Consider the following 23,901-nt stretch of genomic DNA (forward strand, 5'->3'; position numbering starts at 1 on the left):
GTGTAAGAGCAGCTGCAAAGCAGGCCAACTTAACCTATGTGCCCATCATTCGGTATATGTAGGCTGTTTTCCTTCGTCTGCTACCTATTGCCCTATGTCTGATTCCGCTATTCTGCCCCCGTCCGCTGCTGCCCGTCCCCGCCGTCATCGGCCCCCGGCCACTCCGCTGCTCGATTTTGATGTGGTGATTATAGGCGCGGGCAGTGCCGGGCTTAGCGCGGCCTTGGTGCTGGGCCGTAGCCTGCGCCGAGTGCTGGTCTGCGACGGAGGAGCCCCGCGCAACGTTTCTTCGCCGGGTGTACACGGCTTCCTCACCCGCGACGGCGCCAAGCCTGCCGACTTGCTGCGCTTGGGCCGTGAACAGTTGCAGCCCTACACTACCGTTGAACTCCGACCGGCGCGCGTGCTGGCTGTTGCGCCAATGGCGGTAGGATTTGAGTTGACGCTGGAAGGCGAAACCGGCCGGAATAGCACCTGCACGGCCCGCAAAATATTGCTGGCTACCGGCGTAGAAGATGAGTTGCCGGTAGTGGAAGGCATGCGCGAATTTTGGGGTACTGGCGTGCTACATTGCCCGTACTGCCACGGCTGGGAAGTGCGCGACCAGCCTCTGGCCGTGTACGGCCGCGGCAAAACCGTCACCGGCCTGGCGCTGCTGGTCAGCCGCTGGAGCAAAGATGTGGTGGTATGTACCGATGGACCCGGTGGCCTCACTGACAATGCCCGTCGTCGTTTGCGTCGGCAGGGCATTCAGGTGCGAGAGGAGGAAATTCGGCAGCTGGCCGGAACCGGTCGGGGCGAGTTGCGGCACATCGTGTTCCAGAACGGCGAAAAGCTGCCCCGAACAGCTGTCTTCATTCATGCCCACCAGCATCAGCGCGCCCAACTGGCGGAGCAACTGGGCTGCCGGTTCACTAAGAAAGGCAGCGTGTGGGTCGATAAGAATGCCCAGACGACGCTGCCCGGCCTCTACGCTGCCGGCGACAACACGCCCGGCACCCAACAGGCGTTGCTGGCCGCCGCCAAAGGCAGCCAAGCTGCTATTTGCATCAACGAGCAACTCACCCGCGAGGAGTGCCCCAAATAGAGAGGCTGGGAATTGTTGAGCCGGCTACGGAGCTGAAGCGCAACCCGCATGAACACAGATAAGCCCTTACTACACACATTGTAGTAAGGGCTTATCTGTTTTAAAACCGGCCTATTATAGCAGGTAGCCCGTTTTCGCTTGTGCGAAAACGAGCTATTCCACTACCACGCGGCGGCTGGTGGTCTGGCCCTCAGTGCTGAGGCGGAGCAGATAGATGCCAGGTGCCAGGTTGCTCGTGGAAAGCTCCGTGCGTGAGGTACCGAGGCTGTGGCGCGCCTGCTGGTGATGCACCGGGCGGCCCAAGGCATCCAGCACCTCTACCTCCAGCACACGGGCCGGACCGGTAATTTCCAGCGTTAGCGGGCGGGTGGCCGAGGCCGGGTTGGGGAAGAGGCTCAGGCTCAGGTCGCGCAGAGCGGCCACCGTAGACTGCGGCTGCCGGATAGTGAGCGTGACGGTAGTGGCGCTGCTCACGCAGGTATTCACCGAATCAACCACATAATAGGTGTAGACTCCCACGGCCGTGCGGCCCGTGGCATACGAGTCTCCGGCGAATAGGCGCTGCGTGAGGGCGGCATTGCCGTACCACACCCGCGTGCCCGCGCTGCCAGTGCTGGCCGTAGCCGTAAGTGGTGGTACCACCTGGCCGAAGTCGATGACTTGGTTGGCGGCGGTGGGGGCGGGCAGGGCCGTGGGCGTGAATTCCAGCGCTCCAATGTCCGGCGTGGTAGCGTTTCGGGTAGAGCCCATGAAATCAACCGGGAAGTTCGGAATCGGTCGGGCCCGGCCGTTCAAGTCGCAGCTGCGGTTAAACACCGGGTTGATGGAGCCCGGTATGTTGCTTGCCAGATACACACGCGTAGCCACACTGGCTTGGTCTTGGCCGGTAGCCGTGCGCAGGGCCGTCAGTGTAGGGCGGGCGGCGCCATTCACGTACGCCAGCGTGCTGTTTGGCCCCACTGCCGAGTAGGCGTTGTTGTCGATGACGCTGAAGGGCGAGGCCGCAGAAGCCGAGTAGAGGGCGTAGGTCTTGCCGGCAGTGGCGGTGGTCGTTTGCTCGTTGGCGAGGATGTTGTTGAGCATTTTTACACCCGTTACGCCCGTGTTCAGGGCTACGGCCGCCGTAATGGGAGTAGCGCCGTTGGGCAGGTTGCCGGTCATCCAGATGGTGTTGTAATAGAGCTCGTAGCCTCCACCCGACGCTGCATAAATACCATGCGGCGTGAACGTGAAGCTTTCATCCCCGTTGCTCTGAATGCCCGAAATCATGTTGTTCAGTACCGTGATATTGGCCGCCGTGCCTGTTGCTGCCAGCCGGATGCCATAGGCCCCGTAGGTGTCGAGCGTCGCGGTACCGGTCTGGGTGATGTCGGAAATGCTGTTGGCCGCAACGATGCCGTTGCTGCTGGTGGTGCCCACCACAATACCGGCGGTAGAGCCGCCGCTGGCCCGCGTGATGCCGGCAATGGTGTTGTTGAACAGCTCAAAGCCGGTGGTAGCTAGCACCACTATGCCGCTGGCACCCACTTTGTCGGCCGCTACCGTGGAGCCGATGAGGTTGTTGTTCGCAATGAAAATAGTGCTGTTGCCCTGGGCCTGAATGGCCGTGGCCGTCCGGCTGATGGCCGAACGCCGGATTCGGCTGCTGGCCGTGCCGTTGAACGCCACGCCATACGCCGTAGTTGGGCTGGCTGCTTTCAGGTTCAAGTGGCTCAGCAGCACGTTGCTGCCCGACACGAACAGCACACCGCTGCTGGCCGCCATACCATTGTTGGTGAAGGAAAGCCACCGGCTGCTGGAACTGCCCGCATCTTCCCCCGTAATCGTCACGTAGCTGGCATCCACGATGAGCAGCGGTGTAGTGGTGGTGGCCGGCGCTGTAAACGAGGTGGCCGACAGCCCGGCCCGCCACGAGAGGATGGTGACGGTATTGACCCCACTGGAACCCGGGTTGGGGTTGATGGTGATGGGGTAAGTTTCGTTGGGGTAGATGGCATCGAGCAGGCGCAACGTCAGGGCCCCGCCGAGTTGTGCGTTGTTCAGAGCCGCTACAGCGGCCGTCAGCGTGGGGTAGTCGGCGGTAGGATCAGTGCCGACGGTCTTCACGCCGCTCAGCAGGCCCAGGATCTTGTAGAAGTTCGGCCGAGTGGGCGCGCTGCTGATACTGGCCACCGAGGTAGCTGCAAAGCCCGCGCCGGGCGAGGCACTCACGTTGGCCGGCACGCTCAGGTCCTGCGCCGTCACGAAATACTGAATCGTGTCGCCGATGACGGGGGCCGAGCGGAGCTTGTTCACCTCAATCGTAAAGCTGTAGCCGGGGCCGGGAGGCGCACTTGGGCCCGCATTCACCCATTTCCAGCCGTTGCCGGTGGCATCGTTCGGGGCCGTGAAGACGTTGGCATCGGTGCTCTTCTTATAATAAAGACGTGGGCCGGTAGCCGCCGAAACGTCCACACCCGATGGGTCCTGGATGGCTACGTTGCCCAGGGCGCGGTTGCCGGTGGTGGCGCTATTGCCCAGTGGCTGATACGCAATGGTGGGGCCACTAATATCCACGGCCACGAAGGTGCCTTCATCGGCACCCAGGTCGGGGCGGGCAATGGTGCGGGCGTCGCCGTCGATGTCCGTCGGGACGGGTAGGGACGAGGCTGCCAGTGAGCTGCCGCCGCCTTCCACCTGCGTAGTAGCGCCGGGCTGGATGTGTGGGTCAGTAGCAGGATTCACGAACGGTACGTTTTCCGTAACGGAGCCTTGCTCGGCCGGAGCGGCCCGCAGCTTGTACTGCGCCAGCGTCTGGTCGACGGCGGGCGTGGTAGCTACGCCATAGAATATCGGTTTCTCAGCCGATGGTGGGCCGGCGTAATACAGGTTGTTGCCGGAAGTAGCAGCCAGATTGGTGACTACAGCCGTGCTTTTGAAGAAAGCCGCCGCTACCCCGCCGCCGCCAGCCGGCAGCCCGGTCACGAGGTTCACGAAGATGTTGTTGCGCAGGTCTACCGGTGGCGTGCCCGAGATGTAGAAAGCGCCGCTTTTGTTGCTCGCCACTGTGGCGGCGTAGGTCAGCACTACCGTGTTGTGGTAGCAGTAGTTGTTGGTGCCGCCCCGGAAGCTCAGGGCCCGTACCGAGGTGCCCGCCGTGCTGCCCGGCGCCTTCACATCGTACACGAAATTGTTGAAAATGTAGTTAGTGGTGCCGCCGTTAATGTCCATGCCCGAAGCAAAGCCGTTGGCCCCACTCGAGAGAATGTCATAGGTGCGGTTGCGGCCCACGCGGTGCAGCACGCCGCTGTTCACGAAAATGGCCTGCGCCGCCGAGGTACTGCCGGTGCCTACCAGAGCATGTACCCGGTTGTCGAGAATGTCGGCCGTGTTGCTGGTGCCCGTCGAGTAGATACCATACACCGCGCTGGCCCCGTTGAGCGTGCTTATTTCGGTGTTGGAAACCTGCGCGTTGGTCTGGGAACGAAGGTAGATGCCGTACACCACGCCTGTCGCGCCGCCCGTCGTCGCCGCTCCAATGTTGAGCACCCGGCTGGGCGCGCCGCCCGGCAACTGGCCCACTTCGTTGCCATCGTCGGAGCTGCTGGTAGTGGCATCGAGGTTGTAGCCGTAGTAGCAGTCCTGCACCGTGTTGGACAGGAAGCGGTTTTGGTTGTTGCCGCCGTCCTGCACGTTGATGCCGTAGGTGCGGGTAGTGTTAGCGCGGTTCAGGTCCACGGTAGCATTCTGGACCGTATTGTTGGTAGCGCCGTTTTTCAGCCAGAAGCCGTATTCCAGCTGCTGCGCGGCTGTGGTGTTGGCCGCTGCATCATTCACATCAATGCCGTCGAAGGTCACATAGTCGGCGCCGTCCAGCGTCACGGCTGCATCGGTGGTGCCGGTGCCGGTGCCTTCCAGCTTCGGATTGGCCAGCGTGCCGTCTTTGCGGAAAAGGATAGGATTAGTCGCCGTGCCGCTGGCCGTAATAGCCGGCACCAATTCCGGAAACGTGACGCCGCTTTTCACTAGAAACGTGACGCCGCCCGCGCCCACACCCTGCGTGTTCAGGGCCGCTACGGCCGCCCCGAATGTGGCGTAGTTGCTGCTGCCGCTGCCGCCGGGGTCAATGGTGCGGGTACCCGTAAGCTGGGCCATGGCCGCCGGGCTAATGCCCAACGCCAGAAGTGCGTAAAGGAGTTTTTTCATACAGGCAAATAGAGTAGGTGGTGTAGAAGGAAAGGTAGAAAAAACTGGCTAATACAGATTGCTAATAAACCGCAAGCAAACCTAGACGCAGCCGTGCCGGACATTTTTGCGTAAGCCAAAGTCCACTTTGTACATCCTGCTATGGCCGCCAAAAAAGCTACCACCCCTTCTAAAACTGCTGCCGCGTCTAAACCGGCCGCTGCTGCGCCCGCCAAGAAATCTGCTGCTACTCCCGCCGCCAAGAAGGCCGCCAAATCGGCTGCTGTGGCTCCTGTACCCGTGAAGAGGCCCACAGCCAAAGACATGAAGCAGCACGCGCAGAAGCTGCCGTATCCGGCCAAACAGGCTGATATGAAGCTACAGCCGGGTATGGCGTTCAGCACCTACCGCCCCGCCGGCAAGCTCCAGGACAAAATTGCCCTCATCACCGGCGCCGACTCCGGCATCGGGCGGGCCGTGGCGGTGGCCTTTGCTATGGAAGGGGCCCACGTGGCCGTGCTTTTCAACGAAAACGTGGTGGACGCTGAAGAAACCAAGCGGCTGATAGAAGCGCAGCAGCGCAAGTGCATTCTGCTGCAGCTGGATGTCCGGGACCCGGAGCAGTGCCGGCAGGCTGTGCGCCGTACCCGCGCCGAGCTGGGCGGCCTCAACATCCTCGTCAACAATGCCGCCTTTCAGATGAGCCAGGAGAAATTCGAGGACATTCCGGAAGAGCAGATCCGCCGCACTTTCGATACCAATATCCTGGGCTATATCTGGATGGCACAAGCCGCCGTGCCGCACCTCAAAAAAGACGACTGCATCATCAACACGGGCAGCATCGTGGGCCTGACGGGTATCCCGATTCTGATTGACTACGCCTGCACCAAGTCCGCCATCCATGCCCTCACCAAGAGCCTGGCCACCCATCTCGGCGAGCGGGGCATCCGGGTGAACTGCGTGGTGCCCGGCCCGGTCTGGACGCCCAATATTCCCGGTACCATGCCGCGCGAGGAAATCGAGAAGTTCGGCTACGAAGTGGCCCTGGCCCGCCCCGGCCAGCCTGAGGAACTGGCCCCGGCTTACGTGCTGCTAGCCTCGCAGGACGGCTCATTCATGACCGGCTCACTCGTGCATGTCACGGGGGGCAAAATGAGCAGCGACCAATAGAACAGCCCTGTTTCCTATCGGCGCCTTAGGTGCCAGCAGAAGTGCTTTCCCAGCTTTGGGAAAGCACTTCTTTTTGTCATTGAATAACTTTTTCCGGCACGGACTGGTACTGACGTAAGCTCCGCTGTACAGTTGTTCTGTTTTTTTATGCCGCACTATCCTGAAGGCACCGTCCGCACGCTACTACAAACCGACCTTGTAACGCCCGCCACACGCGCTGCGCTGAATGCCCGGCTGGATGCGCCGGCGCACTACGAGCCGCAGTTTTTCGATGCCGATACCTATGCACTGCTTCGCGCCGTGGCGGCCCGCATCTTCCCGCAGCCCGACCGAGAAACTCCCATCGAGTTAGCTCCCGGCATCGACAAGCGGCTGCTGGCTGGCACCGCCGATGGCTGGCGCTACGACGCTATGCCGCCCGACCGGGAGGCGTACCGGCTGGGGCTGGGCGGCATCAACCAGGCAGCAGAAGTACAATTCAACCAGCTGTTTGTGGAGCTGGATACGGCCAAGCAGGATGCTGTTCTGGAGCTGCTGGCTGCCGGCAAAGCACCCGGAGAAAACTGGGTTCAATTGCCGCAGAACCGGTTTTTTGAGGAAATGCTGGCCGAAATGGCAGAAGGATATTACGCTCATCCGCTGGCCCAGGAGGAAATTGGGTATGTAGGAATGGCCGATGTGCCCGGTTGGCAGCGCATAGGCCTGAATGAGCACGAAGAACGAGAGCCGGAAGAAAGGGCAGCGGGTGATAAATAACACATGATTGGTTTACGAGCCTATCCGTCCCACGTACCTGTTGCATCTTACCTGTCACATGCCACCACGAAAATGCCCGACGAAGAACTACTGGAAGAAGGCGTACTGAATCCGGTTCAACCCGAAATACAGGACCCGCTGCTCAAAAGCCTGCTGGCTGAAAGTGAAGCCACTGCTGCGCCCACCGAGCAGGAGCAGACCGCCCCACTTCCTGGCCCGACCGATGAGGTAGACTGCGTGGTGATTGGTACCGGTGCAGGCGGAGCGCCTTTGCTGGCACGCTTGGCCATGGCTGGCCTGAAGGTAGTGGCCCTCGAGGCCGGCCCCCGCCGCGACCCGAAAACTGAGTATGCCACCGATGAAAAAGCCCAGAACTTCCTGTTTTGGAACGATGAGCGACTTTCAGCGGGCCAAAACCCGGTGGCTTTCGGCAAGAACAATTCCGGCACCGGCGTTGGAGGCTCCACGCTGCATTATACTGCCTACACCCCCCGTGCCCACCGCGGCGACCTACAACTGTTCACCGACTTCGGCAAAGGCGTCGACTGGCCTTTCGGGATGGAGGAGCTGGAGCCGTATTACGAGGAGCTGGAGCATTTTCTGGGTATTTCGGGCCCCACGCCTTACCCCTGGGACCCTACGCGCCGCAAAGGCTACCCATTGGCGCCGCTGCCGCTGAATGGCGCCGCCCAGCTTATGCAGCGCGCCTGCCAGCAACTCGGTATCCAGACGTCGCCGGCGGCTAACGCAGCACTGTCGGCACGCTACTACCAGGAGGGCATTGGCTGGCGAGAGGCCTGCACCAACCGGGGCTTCTGCCAGGCCGGCTGCAACCGCGGCGCCAAGGCTAGTATGGACGTCACATTTCTGCCACTGGCCGAAAGCTACGGCGCCGAAATCAGGGCCGATGCGTTTGTGACGGAGATTGAGCGTGATGCCCAGGGCCGCGTGACAGGCGTAGTATACGAGCAGCACGGCCAGACCGTGCGCCAGCGCTGCCGGCACCTGTTTTTGTGTGCCGGAGCTGTAGAAACGCCGCGCCTGCTGCTGCTCAACGAGCTGGCTCTCACCAGCGGGCAGGTTGGCAAACACTTTATGGCTCATCCGGGCATGCAGGTCTGGGGTACGTTCGAGGAAGACATTCGGCCCTATAAAGGCATTCCGGGTGGGCTGATTTCCGAAGACACGCACCGCCCCAAAGACGCCGACTTCGCTGGCGGCTACCTGCTGCAAAGCATCGGCGTGATGCCCGTTACGTTTGCCACCCAAATGGTGCGCCAGCGCAAGCTCTGGGGCCAGCCGTTGCGCGACTACATGCGCCAGTACAACCATGTGGCCGGCATCAACATTCTGGGCGACTGTCTGCCGCACGCCGACAATTTCCTGGAGCTAAGCGACGAGAAAGATGCCCGCGGCCTGCCCAAGCCGCGCCTGCACTTCACAGCCCAGGAAAACGAGCAGCGCATGAACCGCCACGCCGAAGCACTAATGCGCCAGATCTGGGAGGCCGCCGGCGCGAAGGATATCTGGGCCTTCGAGCGGTATGCCCACGTCATCGGGACGGCGCGTATGGGCCTGAGTGGCGACGACGCCGTAGTGAATGCCGACGGACGCGCCTTCGATGTGCCCAACCTCTACATCTGCGACAACTCGTTGTTTCCCAGCGCCCTCAGCGTGAATCCGGCCCTTACCATCATGGCCCTGAGCCTGCGCACCGCCGACAAGTTTTTGGCGTCGTTGCGGTAGGAAACGGGGGATGCCCGCTTCCTGCTTTTCACTATAAAGCTAGCAGCCAACAGCTATTAGCTCTAAACCCGGCTAACAGCTCAACAATGAAGTCTTTCCTCAGTCATATCAAGGAGAATTTTGGCGACGGCCATTACGAAGGTGACCAATTCGGTGGGGCCGGTGGGCATGACGGAACAGGCCTGCCCACCGGCACGGCCGGCAACTTTATGTTTGCTACTGGCATCGAGTGTTCCTATCCAACCATTGCCAATGGCACCATCCGGCGTGATTTGCTGGCCGAAACCGACCACTACAACCGCTACAAGGAAGATCTGGGACTGGTGAAGGAGCTGGGCCTGAAAGTGCTGCGCTACAACCTGCCCTACTACCTCATCCACAAAGGTCCCGGCCAGTTCGATTGGGAGTTTGCGGATCTGGCCATGGCCGAAATCCGGCGCCTCGGCATCACCCCCATCATCGACCTGATGCATTTCGGCGTGCCCGACTGGGTGGGCAACTTCCAGAACCCTGAGCTGCCGGTGCACTTCGCCGAGTACTGCGGGGCAGTAGCCCAGCGCTATCCGTGGGTGCGGTTTTATACGCCCGTGAACGAGATATACGTCACAGCCCGCGCTTCTGCCAAAGACGGTATCTGGAACGAGCAGCTCAAAGACGACCGGGCCTTTATTACGGCCATGAAGCACATTACGGCTGCCAGCATCATGGGCAACCAGCAGATTGCCAAGTACCGGCCCGACTGCATCATTGTGCAAAGCGAGTCGGCGGAGTACATCCATGAAATGCGCGCCGTGGAAAGCGACGCAGTGCGCCTTACCAACAAACTGCGCTTTCTGTCACTGGACCTGCTTTACGCCCATACCATTGATGCCGAAGTGCTGCTCTACTGCCTCGACAACGGCATGACCCGCGAAGAACTAAAGTGGTTCATGGCCGGTGAGCCACCTGGCTACCAGATCATGGGCAACGATTACTACGGCCGCAACGAGCGGATTATCAAGCCCGATGGTAGCTGGTGCGCGGCGGAAGATGTGCTGGGCTGGTACACCATGACCCGCCAGTACTACGAGCGGTACCGCAAGCCCGTGATGCACACCGAAACGAACACCTTCAACGCCAAAGATGCCGAATGCTGGCTCTGGAAGCAGTGGGTGAACGTGCAGCGCATCCGTCAGGATGGAGTGCCCGTTGTGGGATTCACTTGGTACAGCCTGCTCGATCAGCTCGACTGGGACATCAGCCTCGCCGAAAAGCGCCTGTCCGTGAATGCCTGTGGCTTGTATGATCTGGACCGGAAAATTCGGCCGGTGGGGGAGAGCTACAAAATGATGATCCGGGAATTTGGCCAGATTACCGTCATGCCCCACGGCGAGATTTTTGAATTCACCACCCGCCCCGCCATGCTGAAGGTGGAAAAGTAACCCTCGGCGCTTCAGTAGGCAAATGAACTAACAGTAGCTCTTGTCTACCATCAGGCAAGTAGCAGAACATGGTTGGCATCCAGGGAAAGGTGCCGCGTACAATCCTTTTGGGCTGAAGATCAGAACCGTTGGGCTATATGTGGTTTCGCTAATTCTTTCCGCAGGATTGTGTAGGTTGGAAGCGTTTTCCGCTATTCTTCAACTCTACGCAATCTTAGTTATGAAAAAACGTGTTTCCCACGGCCGGCATCTGGCGTGGGTAGCTGGCCTGCTCGCCTTGGGTGCCTGCAGCCCCAAAGCGGCTTCCGTCGCGACGACCAGCACCACGCCGCCACCTACCGCTGAGGTGGCTCCGCAGCCTGCCGCTTCCAGTTTTCAGATTCCAGTGGAGTACTACACGCTGCCCAACGGCCTGAAAGTGGTGCTCTCGCCCGACCACACGGCGCCTACGGCCACGGTTGCAGCCTACTACAACGTCGGCTTCCGCAACGAGCCCCGCGACCGGACCGGCTACGCCCATCTGTTTGAACACCTGATGTTTCAGGGCTCGCAGAACCTGGGTAAGATGGAGTTTATCCAGCTGATTCAGAAGAACGGCGGCGTACTCAACGGCTCCACGCGCTTCGATTTTACCAACTACTTCGAAGTGGTGCCCTCGCACAAGCTCGAAACCATGCTCTGGGCCGAAGCTGACCGGATGCGCGGCCTCGCCATCACGCAGGCCAACCTGACCAACCAGCAGGGTGTGGTGAAAAATGAGGTGCGCGTAAACGTGCTCAACCAGCCTTACGGCGGCTTTCCGTGGCTGGACATGCCGCAGTTCGCCAACAAAAACTGGAACAACGCCCACAACTTCTACGGCGACCTGAAGGACCTCGACGCCGCCACGCTCGCCGATGCGCAGCAGTTCTTCAAGACCTTCTATGCACCCAACAACGCGGCCCTGGCCGTAGTCGGCGACTTTGAGCCGGCGGAAGCCAAGGCCTGGATTGAGAAATATTTTGCGAACATCCCGGCTGCCACGCAGCCGCCCAAGCCCGATGTGAAGGAGCCGCGCCAGGAGCAGGAGCAGCGCTTCACCAAGGACGACAAGCTGGCCACCAAGCCCGCGCTGGCCTTCGCCTACCACATGCCCGACCGCAACACGCCGGAGTACTACGCTCTTATCCTGCTCGACCAGATTCTGCTGCAGGGCAAAGACAGCCGCCTGTATCAGGCTATGGTGCAGAAGCGCGGCCTCACCGACAACGTGAATGGCGGCATCAACTACCTCGGCAACGCCTTCAACTACGCCGGCCCTATGCTCTGGATGGGCGACCTGATCTATGACCAGTCTGTGAAGTCTGATTCCGTGGTGAGCGTGCTTGATCAGGAAATCAGCCGCCTCGCCAAAGGCGGCATCGACCAGAGCACGCTGGATCTGGCAGTAGTAAAGCTGCGCTCCAGTCTCTACGACCAGCTCTCCGGCTCCGACAATTTCGGGCGGGCCGATATGCTGGCCTCGTTTGCGCTGTTCGACAACAATCCGGCCCGCATCAACGAGCTGGAAAACGAATTCCGGAAGGTGACGCCTGCCATTATGCAGCGCACCATTCAGGAGTATCTGCGGCCCACCAACCGGACCATTCTCATTGTCAATCCGCTGGCTAAAAGCTAACTTATCATATGAAAACGCTTTATTATGGGCTGCTCAGCGCAGCTCTGTTGACTGCCGGACCGGTAGCCGAGGCCCAAAAAGCACCGGCTAAAACACCCGCCAAGAAACCAGCCACTTCTGCCGCCGCTGCGGCCCCTACTACGCCCAAAGAAACTCCGCCGCCCGGTGGTACGCCCCGCGACTTTACGCTGCCGGCCAAAGAGGAATTTACGCTCAGCAACGGCCTCAAAGCGCAGCTGGTGCCCTACGGCGAAGTACCCAAAGTCACGATGATGGTGGCCATTCAGGCCGGCAACGTGCATGAGGCGGCCAACGAAGTAGGTGCTGCCGACTTGTTAGCTCGGCTGCTGCGTGAAGGCACGCCCACACTGTCGGCCACACAACTAGCCGACAAGATTGCCCGCATGGGTGGCTCCCTCGATATTTCGGCCGGCGCCGACCAGACCAACTTGTGGGCTTCCTGCCTGAGTGAGTATGCGCCGGAACTGGCCGCGGTGCTGGCCGATGTAGTGCAGCACTCCACACTGCCCGAAAGTGAGTTGCCCCGCATCAAAGCCGATTTTAAACGCCAGATGAACCTGGCCCGGGCCCAGCCCGGCACGCAGGCCCGCCAGAAGTTCTCGGCGGCGCTCTACGGCAGCCACCCCTACGGCCGCCCCCTGCCCACCGACGCCGAAATTGATGCCCTAACTATGGCGCAGGTAAAGGCCTTCTATCAGAACCAATATGGCGCCCAGCGCACCGCCATTTTTGTGGCCGGTAAGTTCGATAAAGTCGCCCTGCGCGACGCCATTACCAAAGCCTGGGCTGAGATGCCGCAAGGTCCGGCGCCGCGCATTGAAGTAGCCAAATCCCAGATCCGGCCCGACGTGACCACGCTGGACCGGCCCGGTGCGCCGCAGTCTACCATCGTCATCGGCATGCCCGTCGTGGATCCGTCGCACCCCGACTACATGCGCGTGCGGGTGATGAATTCGCTGCTGGGCGGCTCGTTTGGCTCGCGCATCACGCGCAACATCCGCGAAGATAAAGGCTACACCTACTCGCCCTACAGCTACCTCGAAACGCACTACCGCACCGGTAACTGGAGCCAGAACGCCGACGTGACGACGCAGGAAACCGGCAATTCGCTCAAGGAAATCATGTATGAGATTGAGCGCCTACAGAAAACCCCGCCCACGGCCGAGGAACTGAAAGGTATCCAGAACTACGAGTCGGGCCTGTTTGTGCTGCGCAACTCTACCCCCAGCGGCATAATCGGCCAGCTTAATAGTCTGAACCTGCACGGCCTCCCCGACAGCTACCTCACCGAGCAGGTCAAGAATATCAACGCCGTGACGCCACAGCAGGTGAGCGAAACTGCCCGCAAATACGTCCGTCCCGAGGCCATGACGATTGTGGTTGTCGGGGATAAGAAGATTATTGATCCGCAGATCAAGAAGTTTCAGGCAAGCCGGAAGAAGGCTCTATAAACGGCCCTTTTACGCCGACGAAAAAGGCCGTTCCGGATATCCGGAACGGCCTTTTTATTTCTGTGGCAGCAGGCCTTATACAGCCGCCGCGGGAGCGTGTTCCATCGGAATTTCAGCGTCGACGCCCAAGCCTTTGGCAATGGCCATGCCCAGGCGGATATCAGCCCGAAACCAGTGGCACAGCTGGCGCTGCGTGATGAGGTCTTTCTTCGGGCCTTCGATGCCGCTCATGGCGCCCACCACGTTGTTGATGAGGTTCTGCTGCGCCTGTTTGTCCAGGAGGCGGAACAGGTTGCCGGCCTGCGTATAGTGGTCATCGTTGCCGGGGCCTTCGTTCCGGTCGTAGCGCGCGGCAAAGCCGTCGAGTTCCTGCGCCGGTTCGCCCTGCGTCTTGTCCTCAACTGGGCCATCGAAGGAGTTGGGGAAGTAGTTGGGGCCGGGGCCGCCATTGTCGCCAAGGGCCATGCGGCCGTCGCGCTGGTAATTGCTGAAGCCGAACGGGCAGGCATTCACAGGCAGGTGCTCGTAGTTGGCTCCCAGGCGGTAACGGTGCGCGTCGGGGTAGCTCAGGATACGGCCCTGCAGCATTTTATCAGGCGAGTAGCCTATGCCGTCTACCACGTGCGCCGGCGCAAAGGCAGCCTGCTCCACGTGTGCGTGGTAGTTTACGGGCACTTCATTCAGCTCCATCACGCCTACCTCCTGCAGCGGAAACTCGCCCTGAGGCCACACTTTGGTTAGGTCGAAGGGGTTCCAGCGGAAGTCACGGGCCTGCTCCTCGGTCATGGTCTGGATGAACATCGTCCAGCGCGGGAAGTTGCCGTTGTCGATGGCGTCTACCAAGTCGTGCTGGGCGAAATCGGCATCCTTGGCCTTCATCAGCTTAGCTTCCTCGTCTGAGAAGTTCTTGATGCCCTGCTGGGTGCGGAAATGGAATTTCACCCACGTCCGCTCGTTGGCAGCATTGATCAGCGAGAAAGTATGTGAGCCATAGCCGTGCATGTGGCGGTAGCCGTAAGGGGTGCCGCGGTCTGACATCAGAATCGTGACTTGGTGCAAGCTCTCCGGATTCAGGCTCCAATAGTCCCACATCATCGTGGGGCTCTTGCGGTTGCTGCGGGCTTCGCGCTTCTGGGTATGAATGAAGTCAGTGAACTTCAGCGGGTCCTTCACGAAGAATACCGGCGTGTTGTTGCCTACCAGGTCCCAGTTGCCGTCTTCGGTGTAGAATTTCAGCGCAAAGCCCCGGGGGTCACGCTCCGTATCGGCCGAGCCTTTCTCGCCACCTACCGTGCTGAAGCGGGCAAACATCTTGCACTCGTTGCCGACTTTGCTGAACAGCTTGGCACGGGTCAGATGAGTGATGTCATGCGTCACGGTGAATTTGCCGTAAGCCCCGCTGCCCTTGGCGTGCACTACCCGCTCCGGAATCCGCTCCCGGTTGAAATGGGCGGATTTCTCATGCAGGAAATAATCCTGGAGCATCAGTGGGCCACGCGGGCCTGCCGACTGAGAGTTCTGGTTGTCGAAGATTGGTCGGCCGGAAGCGGTGGTCAGCTTCTTAGGTTGGGTTGATTCTTCCATTGGAGTGTCGGTTGGAATGAAAAGGCCAGTCGCTTATCCGCTAACGGTGCAGTTAACGGTTGAGCTGATACGAGTCCAAAGGTTGAGCTTAATATCTTATAATGAAAATCGATATTTCTGATACCTATATAGGTTGTAGTGATAAACACGGCACAACGCCCCGCCCATGCTGCATGCAGGCTGAGCGGGGCGTTGTTGCTGAGTGCCAGCAACCCTATTGGCCTTGGGCCCGGAATAAGTAGATAGTGGCTTGGCCCGACTTTTTGCCGGCTTCAGTAGCTACATACAAGTCGCCGCCGGGAGTGAAGGCTAAGCCTTCTGCTTGCGGAAACAAATCGGCGGGTAGGGGTTGGGCGGCCACCAATTGCCCGCGCTGGTCGAGCTCCACGATACCGTTTTGCTTGGCCGACAATACGAAAACATGCTGAGTGAGAGGGTGCACGGCTATGGCCGAAGGAGAGAAGTTTTTGCTGGAATCCTTCTTCTTTCCCTTTTTGCCCGATTTGCCCGACTTCTCAAGTTGGCCTTCCGTGGTTGGCGACGAGGCGTGAATGGCGGCTACATCCAGCACGTAGACAGGCTGGGCTTCGGCTCGGAAAGTGCCGGGCTGCAGACGGTAGATGGCCCGCTGCCCACCCGACAGGCCCGCACCCGGCTCCCCTTTGCAGGCCACTAGCAGGGTTTTGGAAGCCGCGTCGTACGTCAGGCCCTCGGTTTCGTTGGCGAAGCTCAGGCCGGTTTCAAACTCCTCGGTTTTGCCACCGGAGTAGCGGAACAGTTTTCCGTCGCTACGCATAATAAACCAGTCGGAGCCTACTCGGGCCACGTCTTCGTAGTCGCCGCTACCGCCGAAGGGAATGACTCGGTCAACTTTTTTGGTGCTGAGATTATAGTCGTAGAGGTTGCCGGTTTCGTCTTCGATACCGGTAATGTGGGTGGGGCCGGCCAACGCAATACCCGACAGCTCGGCTAGTTCGGCGGGCATAGGGTAGGTGGCGGCGGGCCGGGCAAAATCATAGGCCATAGACGTGCCACGGGCCGGCGGGGCAGACTTTTGACTTGCAGCGTGCACAGGTAGCTCGGGGCCCGACGCGACGGAGTTGGCGGCCGGAACGCTGCACCAAGCAGGCAGCACGAGCAGGGACAACAGCAGGTTTTTCATGGGAATAGGGGCAGAGGTGAAGAACGAATTGAGTTACTGGCTGACAACCTGATGCAGTACCGGAGCCACCGCGCGGCCTTGACACTCGGCCAGTTGCCGACGCGTCTGACGCAGCTCTTCGCTCAGGGCCACCCAGGAGGCATCGTCCTCCTCGTTGGAATCATCGTCATCATCGTTGTCGTCGGGAGCAGAAGTGCTGACCATGCGGGTAGTACCAACGGAGACTGATTGCCTAGGAGCGGCAGGCGCTACCAGCAGGTACACGTTGAGCCCTACTGATAGCAGCAGCGCCACTATCCAGGCCATTACTGGGGGAGAGGCATTCGGAATGGAGTCCATAGGGTGCTTAGCGTAAGTACCCAGCAAAGGACCGGCCCCGACATTAACGTCGTCTGACTACCACATTAAAACAACATGAACGGGCCCGGCTGGCTAGGCGGCGGGCAGCAGCACTGTAACCTGGGTACCCTCCCCCAGACGCGAATGGAGCCGGAGCTGGCCCGTGTGCACCTGAATAATTTTCTGGGTGATGGCCAAGCCCAGACCATAGCCGGGTTTGTCGTGGCCGTTGTGGCCCCGGAAGAGCGGCTCTAGGGCGCGGGCGGCTTCCTCGGGTGGCAGGCCTGGCCCGGTGTCGGCTACGGTGAGGCGCAATGTGTGGCGCGACTCGTAGGCTAGTTCCACGCGCACGGCCTGCTCGGAGTATTTGCAGGCGTTGTCGAGTAGGTTTAATACCGCCGTTTGCAGTAACTGAGCGTTACCGCGCATCCCGAATACTTCTTCCACCGACGCGGGCCAAGCGCCAAAATCGACTTGGATGGTGCGACCAGGGTAGCGCAGCTTGCAGGCGTCCACGGCTTGCAGCACCACGTCATCGAGCGAAACAGGGGAGCGAGCAAAGGAAGTATCGTCGGCTTTAGCCAGGGTCAGCAGGCCGTTGGTCAGGTCAATTATTTTCTGGATTTCCTCCACTGCCGAGTCAATGCTGCGCTTGGCAGCGGGCAGCTCCGTGTCGTAAGCCGAGGCCGTTTCCAAGGTGCCCAGTACGTTGGCCAGTGGGGTGCGCAGCTCGTGGGAGGCGTGCGACAAAAAGCTCCTCTGGTTTTCGAACGCCTGCTCTAAGCCGCTGAGCATCTGGTTAAACGTCATGGCTAACTGAGCAATTTCGTCTCGCTGGTTGCCCTCATCTACCCGCCGTCGCAGGTTGGAAGCCGTGATGCCCTTCACTTCGGCTACCATGCGCTGCAAGGGGCGCAATGAGCGGACGGCAAACAGCCAAGCTGCCCCGATGATGAGCACCAGCGCCCCTAGGTTGCCCCAGAGTAGAATCGAAGTCAGCGTGTCGAACTCTCGCCCCCCGAACTGGTCACGCCCGGCCACGAACACCCGGTACTCGCGCTTGTGGTGGCGGTACAGAATACCCAGCGTTTCGACCTTGCCTTCACGGAATCGGGCTGGCTTCTTACGAGTAATCTGGTCGAAGTACTCTAGGTCGCGGGGCGAGGCGGGCTCGTCTTCCTGAGCCAAGTGAAATACCAGCCGCCGCTGCGCATCATAGATGCTGATCCGCTCATTGTGCATGGTCAGCAGGTCCTTCTTGCGGAAGCCACGCAGTACGTCGGGGTCGAGGTCGAGGCGGTGAATCAGCAGGTTGGCGGTCTGCTCGGCCTTGCCCTCCAGGCGGTGATAAAAGCGCAATTCCCGCGCCCGGGCACTGTAGTAATAGATAAACCCTGTGAGACACAGCTGAATGGCAAACACCAGCACCATGAACCGCAGAATAAGCTTATTGCGAATCAGCATGTATTTAGTGCGCTAATGTGGGTTTACTGTGCTGATATGCTAACTTCTTGCTATTGGTAGTGCGCATCGTGTTGTATTGCCTAGCACATCAGGCCCACTGGAAAAATTATTCTTCCCGCATCACATAGCCCATGCCAACTACGGTGTGGATGAGCTTGGGCTCGAAGCCTTTGTCGAGCTTGCGCCGCAGATGACTGATGTACACATCAATGACGTTGGTGCTGGTGTCGAAGTCCAGTTCCCAGACCCGCTCGGTGATATCGACGCGGGAAATGATTTTGCCCCGGTTCAGCAGCAGGTATTCGAGCAGGGAGTATTCCTTGGCGGTCAGGTCGATGCGCTGGCCGTTGCGGGTCACGGTTTTGCTTTCCAAGTTCAGCTCCAGGTCGGCCATGAGCAGGGTACGCTTCACGGCGGCTTCGGTGGCATTGCGCTTGGTTAGGGCCCGGGCCCGTAGCAGCAGTTCCTGAAACTTGAAGGGCTTGACCAAGTAATCATCCGCTCCGGCCTCGAAGCCGGCGGTTTTGTCATCGAGGCTGTCGAGGGCCGTGAGCATAAGCACGGGCACACGGGCATTGTCGGCCCGGATAAGCTGGCAGAGCGCAAAGCCGTTGATGTGGGGTAGGTTCACATCAAGTACAATCAGGTCGTAGGCATTCTGGCGATACAACGACAGGCCCATTTGCCCGTCGAATGCCACGTCTAGCTCATATCCTTCGTTTTGAAAGCCCTTTTGAATAAACGAAGCCAGCTTGGGCTCATCCTCGACCAGTAATAGTTTCATGCGGCTACAGTGCAGTAATACCCAAACTACGGTTGGGTTGCGGGGTTGTTGTATAAGAAACGCTGATAGATTTTCCGTACAGCATAAGCATCCTTTATTTTCGCGTCATGACTGTACAGCAGCTTGAGTACCTCGTAGCCCTCGATACGCACCGGCAGTTTGTGCTGGCTGCCGAGAAGTGCCACGTCACGCAGCCTACCCTAAGTATGCAGCTACAGAAGCTGGAGGAGGAGCTAGGCGTGCTGCTCTTCGACCGGAACACTAAAGGTGTACGCCCCACCGCAGTAGGCGCCAAAGTGGTGCAGCAGGCTCGCCAGGTATTGCGCGAAGTGCAGCAGTTGCGCGACGTGGTGCAACTAGAGAAGAATGAGTTGGTTGGAGAACTTCGGCTGGGCATCATCCCAACGCTGGCGCCCTACCTGGTGCCCTTGTTTCTGGTAGAGCTGGTGCAGCGCTATCCGCAGCTGCAGGTGCAGGTAGAGGAGTTGCAGTCGGCCCAGATTATGCAGCGCCTCAAGGATAACCAACTGGATGTAGGCCTGCTCGTGACGCCTCTCGACGACCGGCAACTGCACGAAGTTCCGGTGCTGGAAGAGCCCTTTCTTGGCTACATCTCCCAAGACCACTCCTTATACGGCCGCACCACTATCAGCCCGCAGGACATGGGCGAGCCAGGGTTGTGGCTCTTGCAGCAGGGGCACTGTTTCCGGCATCAGGTTCTTAATATCTGCGCGCCCGCTCCGGCGCATACCAACCGGCCCTTCACCTACGAAAGCGGCTCGATAGAAACGCTGAAAGAGCTGGTGCGCCACAACCATGGCTACACGCTGGTGCCGGAGTTGTCGGTGCTGCAGGAGCTGGACAACCCCATGGTGAAACGGTTTTCCGCGCCCGAACCGGTGCGCGAAGTGAGCCTGGTCGTGCACCAGGGCTTTGTGCGGCTGCCGCTGCTGCACACCCTCCGCGACAGTATTCTGCGCAAGGTACCGGAGCGGCTATGGGCGGGAAAGGCCGGACAGAAAATCCGGTGGCGGTAGTCAAAAGCCTTGGGTGAGAACGGCAGCGAGGCCAATATTTTTTACTACACGCTTAAATAAAGAAAAAACAGCTATACAGCACCTATAGTGGGGTTTTTCTGCGCGAGACCTATGGTAGTGTCTATATAGAAAATATTGTGTTTCTTAGAGAAGGTATTACCTTAAAACTGTGTTAGCCACCCTGGTAGGGTGGTGCCTACTTTTATTCCCTTCTCTTTTCACCCTTTTCATCAGTTGCATGATAACAAACCTCTACTCTTCCGCTTCCTGGACATCCGGCAGACTGCGGACACGGCTGACAGCGCTGGCCGCTGCGCTGCTATTGGCTCCGGCTGCGTGGGCCCAGGCCCCGGCCAATGACAACTGTACGGGAGCCATAGCCCTGACTCCCGGCGCAACCTGCACGGTAGTGACCGGCACCAACGAAAATGCCACGGCCAGTACGGCTCCTGTTCCCTCGTGCGGTGGCACTACCACCACGGGCAGCAACGACGTGTGGTACAGCGTAATAGTGCCGGCCGGCGGCGCCGTAACCGTAACTACCAGCTCTATCACTGGCAGCCCCTTCGTCGATTCGGTAATAGAGCTGTACTCTGGTACCTGCGCCAGCCCTACCTACTTGACTTGCAACGATGATGCTACCGGCCTGTTTTCCAGTGCTACAGCTACCGGCCTCACGGCTGGCAGCACCGTGTATGCCCGGGTAATGAGCTACGGCACTTCCCCTACAGGGCAGTTTGGTGTTTGCGCTACTATTCCGGCCGCCGTTCCGGCCAACGACAACCCAACGGGCGCCGTTGCCCTAACGGTTGCAGCTACCTGTACTCCGGTGAATGGCACGAACACCGCTGCTACCACCACTACAGCTAATGGCTACGCCAACCCTGGTGCTGCGCCTTACAGCTGCGGTATTGCCGTGACGCCTAAAGATGTTTGGTACCGCTTCACGACGGCGGCCAGCGGAGCCGGCAGCACGTCGGTGAGCATCCAGGTAACGGGTAACCCGGCCGGGTATCTGCGGGCCTTCTCGGCTGCTAGCGCGGCCGGTCCGTTCACGGAAATTGGTTGTGCTTCAGGCGGTGCCAACAATGTGGTATCAACTCCCCTGAACCTGTCCGGTCTGACGCCCAGCACTACCTACTATGTGTCGGTAGCAGGGTACGGCTCCGCCGATACGCAGGGTGCCTTCACCATCTGCGCCAGCAGCACAATAGCAGCCGTTTGCGCCGCTCCTACAGCCATATCCATAGGCAGCATCACGACCACCTCGGCTAGCTTGGTTTTCACGCCCGGTAGCGGCAACACCAGCTACACCGTAACCTACTACCCTACGGCCACTCCAACCGCCGTTACTACCGTAACTCCTACGCCTACTGCATCGCCGGTAGCTATTACCGGGCTCACGGCCGGCACTGCTTACACAGTTACGTTGCAGGCTATCTGCGCAGGTGGCGGTACTACAGGCCTGATTACGCGTACGTTCACGAGCAGCGCACTGCCTCCTGCCAACAATGAGTGCGCCACTGCCGTAACCCTGACGCCCAGCGCGGCGGGCGGTGCCTGCACAGCCACAAACGGTACGGTAGCCGGCGCTACGCAAAGCAATGCTCCTATTCTCTGCAACGGCTTCACGGCCACTGCTGCCCAGGATGTGTGGTATAGCTTCGTGGCCACTGCTACGTCGCATACCGTTACGGTTACCGGCAACTTCGATGGCGTTCTGGAAGTGCTGAGCGGTGCCTGCGGTGCCCTCACCAACGTAGGGTGCGCCGATGCTACCGGCACCAGCGAAACCCTGAATTTGACGGCGTTGACTGTAGGTACTACCTACCGCATGCGCTACTACCCTTACACGTCTAACCCTGCCAACGGTGCTTTCACCATCTGCGTGACAACTCCGGTTCCGCTGCCAGCCAACGACGCCGCCGTGCAAACTGTTTATACGGTAGGAAAAGCGCCTGTTTCGGCTCCGCAGGTAGTACAAGCGGTAGTCCGCAATACCGGCTCGGCCGCGCTGCCTGCTTTCCCGCTCAACCTGAGCGTGGCTGGTGCCAACACCTTCACCGATGCCAAGATTGTGCCGGCACTGGCAGTAGGCGCTTCTACTACCATCACATTTGCCGCCTACACGCCTACTGCCATCGGCACCAATACGGTAACCGTAACGGCTCCGGCTGACGGACTGGCCTCCAACAACACCTTGGTGTACACGCAGGCGGTAACGGCAAACAACCTCTCGTACATCGACGACAGCCAACCCCTGAATGCAACCGGCATCGGCGTTTCTGGCACCACGCCGAATGGCATTTTGGCTTCTCGGTTCACCATCAACACCGCTGCCGTTATTGGCGAAGTACGTGTGAACCTAGCCCCGGTGACTACTACCACCTCCACGTACCAGGTCGTAGTGCTGAATGCGGCTGGCACGGGAGGGCAGCCCGGAACAATTCTGTTCACGTCGCCTACGCAAACCCGCACGGCCGCCGGCGGTGTAACCACCGTTCCTGTAACGGGCAACATCTCGGTAAACGGGACTTTCTACGTTGGGGTGAAAGAAATTTCCGGCAACGTGCAGCTCGCTTATCAGGTTGAGTCACCGTTGCGCCCAGGCACACACTACTTCCAGGGCGGAGGCACTACCACGTGGACGGACGTAAGCACAGTGAACATCGGCACTCCGCCTGCTCCGGCCGCTACCCGTTTGGCTATCGAAGTAGGTTTCAGCTCCCGTACGCTGTCTACTAACAGCGCGGCGCTATCGAAAGCCATTTCGATGTTCCCGAACCCGAGCAACGGCCACGTAACGCTGGATATTCAGGGGGCACAGGCAAAAGGCTCGATGCAGGTAGAAATCATCAACATGCTCGGCCAGGTTGTGCATACTTCTGCTGTAAGAGACAATGCGCAGAATAAGCTGGACCTTTCAAGCCTGTCGAACGGCATGTACACGGTTCGGATAAAGTCTGGCTCGGAGTACACTATTCGTCAGCTGGCCCTGACGAAATAAGCACTACGTAGCTCCGCTACAACACAAAAAGCCCTGCCTCTTTAGGCAGGGCTTTTTTATGCTACTACCCCAAAAGTAGAGTGGTCATCTCAACCGGATTTTCAATGGCAACAGGGTGTTGCTATGCTGCCAACGCGCAGGCTGGTATTGCCGTTAAGGAACGAATCTGATTTGTGTTCCCTTGCCCTGATGCCCGATAGTAACCCACTTACCTTTGTTTGCCTGCATTATTGGGCCGGAGCCGGCCACGAGTTCCAGGCCATAGCCGACTTGCTGACGCCAGAATACCGGCTGGTATCACCTAACCTGGGCGGTTTCGGAGGCGCACCTGGCCCGTTGGGAGGCTACTCCGTGGATGCATACGCTGATGAGGTAGCGGCTTTCATTCAGACTCAGGGACTACACCGCTATGTGCTGGTCGGCCACAGCATGGGCGGCAAAATTGCGTTGGCCCTGGCGGCTCGTCAGCCGAAAGGGCTGCGCGGCCTAGTGTTGCTGAGCCCTTCGCCACCCTCGCCAGAGCCCATGACCGACGAAGACCGCAAAGCTAGCCAGCAGGCCTGGGGGCAGCGTATCCGGGCCGAGAAAACCCAGCAGAAAATTACGGCCCGTTCACTTCCTGAACCAGTGCAGCAGCGCATTGTGGAGGATAATCTGAGCAGTTCCAAAGCCGCCTGGGATGCCTGGCTGCTACACGGCAGCCGCGAAAACCTGGCCGCCCGTATGTGCGAGGTACGGGTGCCTTGCGCCATCGTGGCCGGCGACCAGGACGCAGTAATGTCGCCCTCGGTACACGGATTGGAAACGCTGCCCCTGCTGCCCGAAGGCACACCCCTAGAAATAGTGCCCGGCGCGGGCCACTTGCTGCCCTACGAAGCTCCAGAAGAGGTAGCAGCGCTCCTACGGGCGTTTGCTGAGAAGATTCACTAATCTTTAGGTATCAGTATTGCAATACCGGTTCAGGTAGAGAGTGTGCCGCCTACTCACTAATTACGGCATACTCACTATGCAACCAAAAAGAGGGTGAGGTTCCGACAGCGCTGTGCGTGTA

17 protein-coding genes are annotated in these 23,901 nt (G+C 59.5%); 11 read left to right on the forward strand and 6 right to left on the reverse strand.

The window, feature by feature from the left end; genetic code table 11:
- Positions 1–94: 94 nt before the first annotated feature.
- Positions 95–1,087, forward strand: a complete 993-nt coding sequence (locus H4317_RS01200) for an NAD(P)/FAD-dependent oxidoreductase (RefSeq protein WP_185888381.1) — start codon at positions 95–97, stop codon at positions 1,085–1,087.
- 153 nt (positions 1,088–1,240) lie between these two features.
- Here H4317_RS01200 and H4317_RS19500 read toward each other — a convergent pair whose 3' ends face one another.
- Positions 1,241–2,356, reverse strand: coding sequence for a T9SS type A sorting domain-containing protein (locus H4317_RS19500; protein ID WP_432805910.1), 1,116 nt, complete (start codon positions 2,354–2,356; stop codon positions 1,241–1,243).
- A gap of 327 nt (positions 2,357–2,683) precedes the next feature.
- Here H4317_RS19500 and H4317_RS19505 point away from each other — a divergent pair, with 327 nt between their 5' ends.
- The 7 genes from H4317_RS19505 to H4317_RS01235 all read left to right on the forward strand — a co-directional run bounded on the left by H4317_RS19505 (position 2,684) and on the right by H4317_RS01235 (position 13,473).
- On the forward strand, positions 2,684–3,727 hold the full coding sequence (locus H4317_RS19505; RefSeq protein WP_432805911.1) for a hypothetical protein: 1,044 nt from the start codon (positions 2,684–2,686) through the stop codon (positions 3,725–3,727).
- Between the two features lie 1,686 nt (positions 3,728–5,413).
- Positions 5,414–6,421, forward strand: a complete 1,008-nt coding sequence (locus H4317_RS01210) for an SDR family oxidoreductase (RefSeq protein ID WP_185888383.1) — start codon at positions 5,414–5,416, stop codon at positions 6,419–6,421.
- A 147-nt stretch (positions 6,422–6,568) separates the two neighbouring features.
- Complete coding sequence (locus tag H4317_RS01215) at positions 6,569–7,177, forward strand: gluconate 2-dehydrogenase subunit 3 family protein (RefSeq protein ID WP_185888384.1); 609 nt, start codon at positions 6,569–6,571, stop codon at positions 7,175–7,177.
- 72 nt (positions 7,178–7,249) lie between these two features.
- The gene (locus tag H4317_RS01220) at positions 7,250–8,923 is read left to right on the forward strand and encodes a GMC family oxidoreductase (RefSeq protein ID WP_185888385.1); all 1,674 of its coding nucleotides are present in this window, start codon (positions 7,250–7,252) and stop codon (positions 8,921–8,923) included.
- A gap of 86 nt (positions 8,924–9,009) precedes the next feature.
- On the forward strand, positions 9,010–10,344 hold the full coding sequence (locus H4317_RS01225; protein ID WP_185888386.1) for a family 1 glycosylhydrolase: 1,335 nt from the start codon (positions 9,010–9,012) through the stop codon (positions 10,342–10,344).
- A 220-nt stretch (positions 10,345–10,564) separates the two neighbouring features.
- The gene (locus H4317_RS01230) at positions 10,565–12,001 is read left to right on the forward strand and encodes a M16 family metallopeptidase (protein ID WP_185888387.1); all 1,437 of its coding nucleotides are present in this window, start codon (positions 10,565–10,567) and stop codon (positions 11,999–12,001) included.
- Between the two features lie 8 nt (positions 12,002–12,009).
- Positions 12,010–13,473: a M16 family metallopeptidase gene (locus H4317_RS01235; protein WP_185888388.1), complete on the forward strand. Its 1,464-nt coding sequence runs from the start codon at positions 12,010–12,012 to the stop codon at positions 13,471–13,473.
- Positions 13,474–13,548: 75 nt separating this feature from the next.
- Here the strand turns inward: H4317_RS01235 and H4317_RS01240 are convergent, their stop codons facing one another.
- The 5 genes from H4317_RS01240 to H4317_RS01260 all read right to left on the reverse strand — a co-directional run bounded on the left by H4317_RS01240 (position 13,549) and on the right by H4317_RS01260 (position 18,806).
- Positions 13,549–15,057, reverse strand: coding sequence for a catalase (locus H4317_RS01240; protein ID WP_185888389.1), 1,509 nt, complete (start codon positions 15,055–15,057; stop codon positions 13,549–13,551).
- 214 nt (positions 15,058–15,271) lie between these two features.
- Positions 15,272–16,219 carry an SdiA-regulated domain-containing protein gene (locus H4317_RS01245; protein WP_185888390.1) on the reverse strand — a complete coding sequence of 316 codons (948 nt, stop codon included), beginning with the start codon at positions 16,217–16,219 and terminating at the stop codon, positions 15,272–15,274.
- Positions 16,220–16,252: 33 nt separating this feature from the next.
- Entirely contained in the window at positions 16,253–16,558 is a 306-nt protein-coding gene (locus tag H4317_RS01250) for a hypothetical protein (protein WP_185888391.1), read from the reverse strand.
- Between the two features lie 93 nt (positions 16,559–16,651).
- Positions 16,652–18,022 carry a sensor histidine kinase gene (locus tag H4317_RS01255; protein WP_185888392.1) on the reverse strand — a complete coding sequence of 457 codons (1,371 nt, stop codon included), beginning with the start codon at positions 18,020–18,022 and terminating at the stop codon, positions 16,652–16,654.
- Positions 18,023–18,128: 106 nt separating this feature from the next.
- On the reverse strand, positions 18,129–18,806 hold the full coding sequence (locus H4317_RS01260; RefSeq protein WP_185888393.1) for a response regulator transcription factor: 678 nt from the start codon (positions 18,804–18,806) through the stop codon (positions 18,129–18,131).
- A gap of 107 nt (positions 18,807–18,913) precedes the next feature.
- Here H4317_RS01260 and H4317_RS01265 point away from each other — a divergent pair, with 107 nt between their 5' ends.
- The 3 genes from H4317_RS01265 to H4317_RS01275 all read left to right on the forward strand — a co-directional run bounded on the left by H4317_RS01265 (position 18,914) and on the right by H4317_RS01275 (position 23,780).
- Complete coding sequence (locus tag H4317_RS01265; RefSeq protein ID WP_185888394.1) at positions 18,914–19,843, forward strand: LysR substrate-binding domain-containing protein; 930 nt, start codon at positions 18,914–18,916, stop codon at positions 19,841–19,843.
- A 238-nt stretch (positions 19,844–20,081) separates the two neighbouring features.
- A complete protein-coding gene (locus tag H4317_RS01270; protein ID WP_185888395.1) occupies positions 20,082–22,850 on the forward strand; it encodes a T9SS type A sorting domain-containing protein in 2,769 nt (922 codons plus the stop codon).
- A gap of 189 nt (positions 22,851–23,039) precedes the next feature.
- Positions 23,040–23,780, forward strand: coding sequence for an alpha/beta fold hydrolase (locus H4317_RS01275; RefSeq protein ID WP_185888396.1), 741 nt, complete (start codon positions 23,040–23,042; stop codon positions 23,778–23,780).
- The last annotated feature ends 121 nt before the right edge of the window (positions 23,781–23,901 follow it).

This window comes from Hymenobacter sediminicola (genome assembly GCF_014250515.1).
GTDB classification, from domain to species: Bacteria; Bacteroidota; Bacteroidia; order Cytophagales; family Hymenobacteraceae; genus Hymenobacter; species Hymenobacter sediminicola.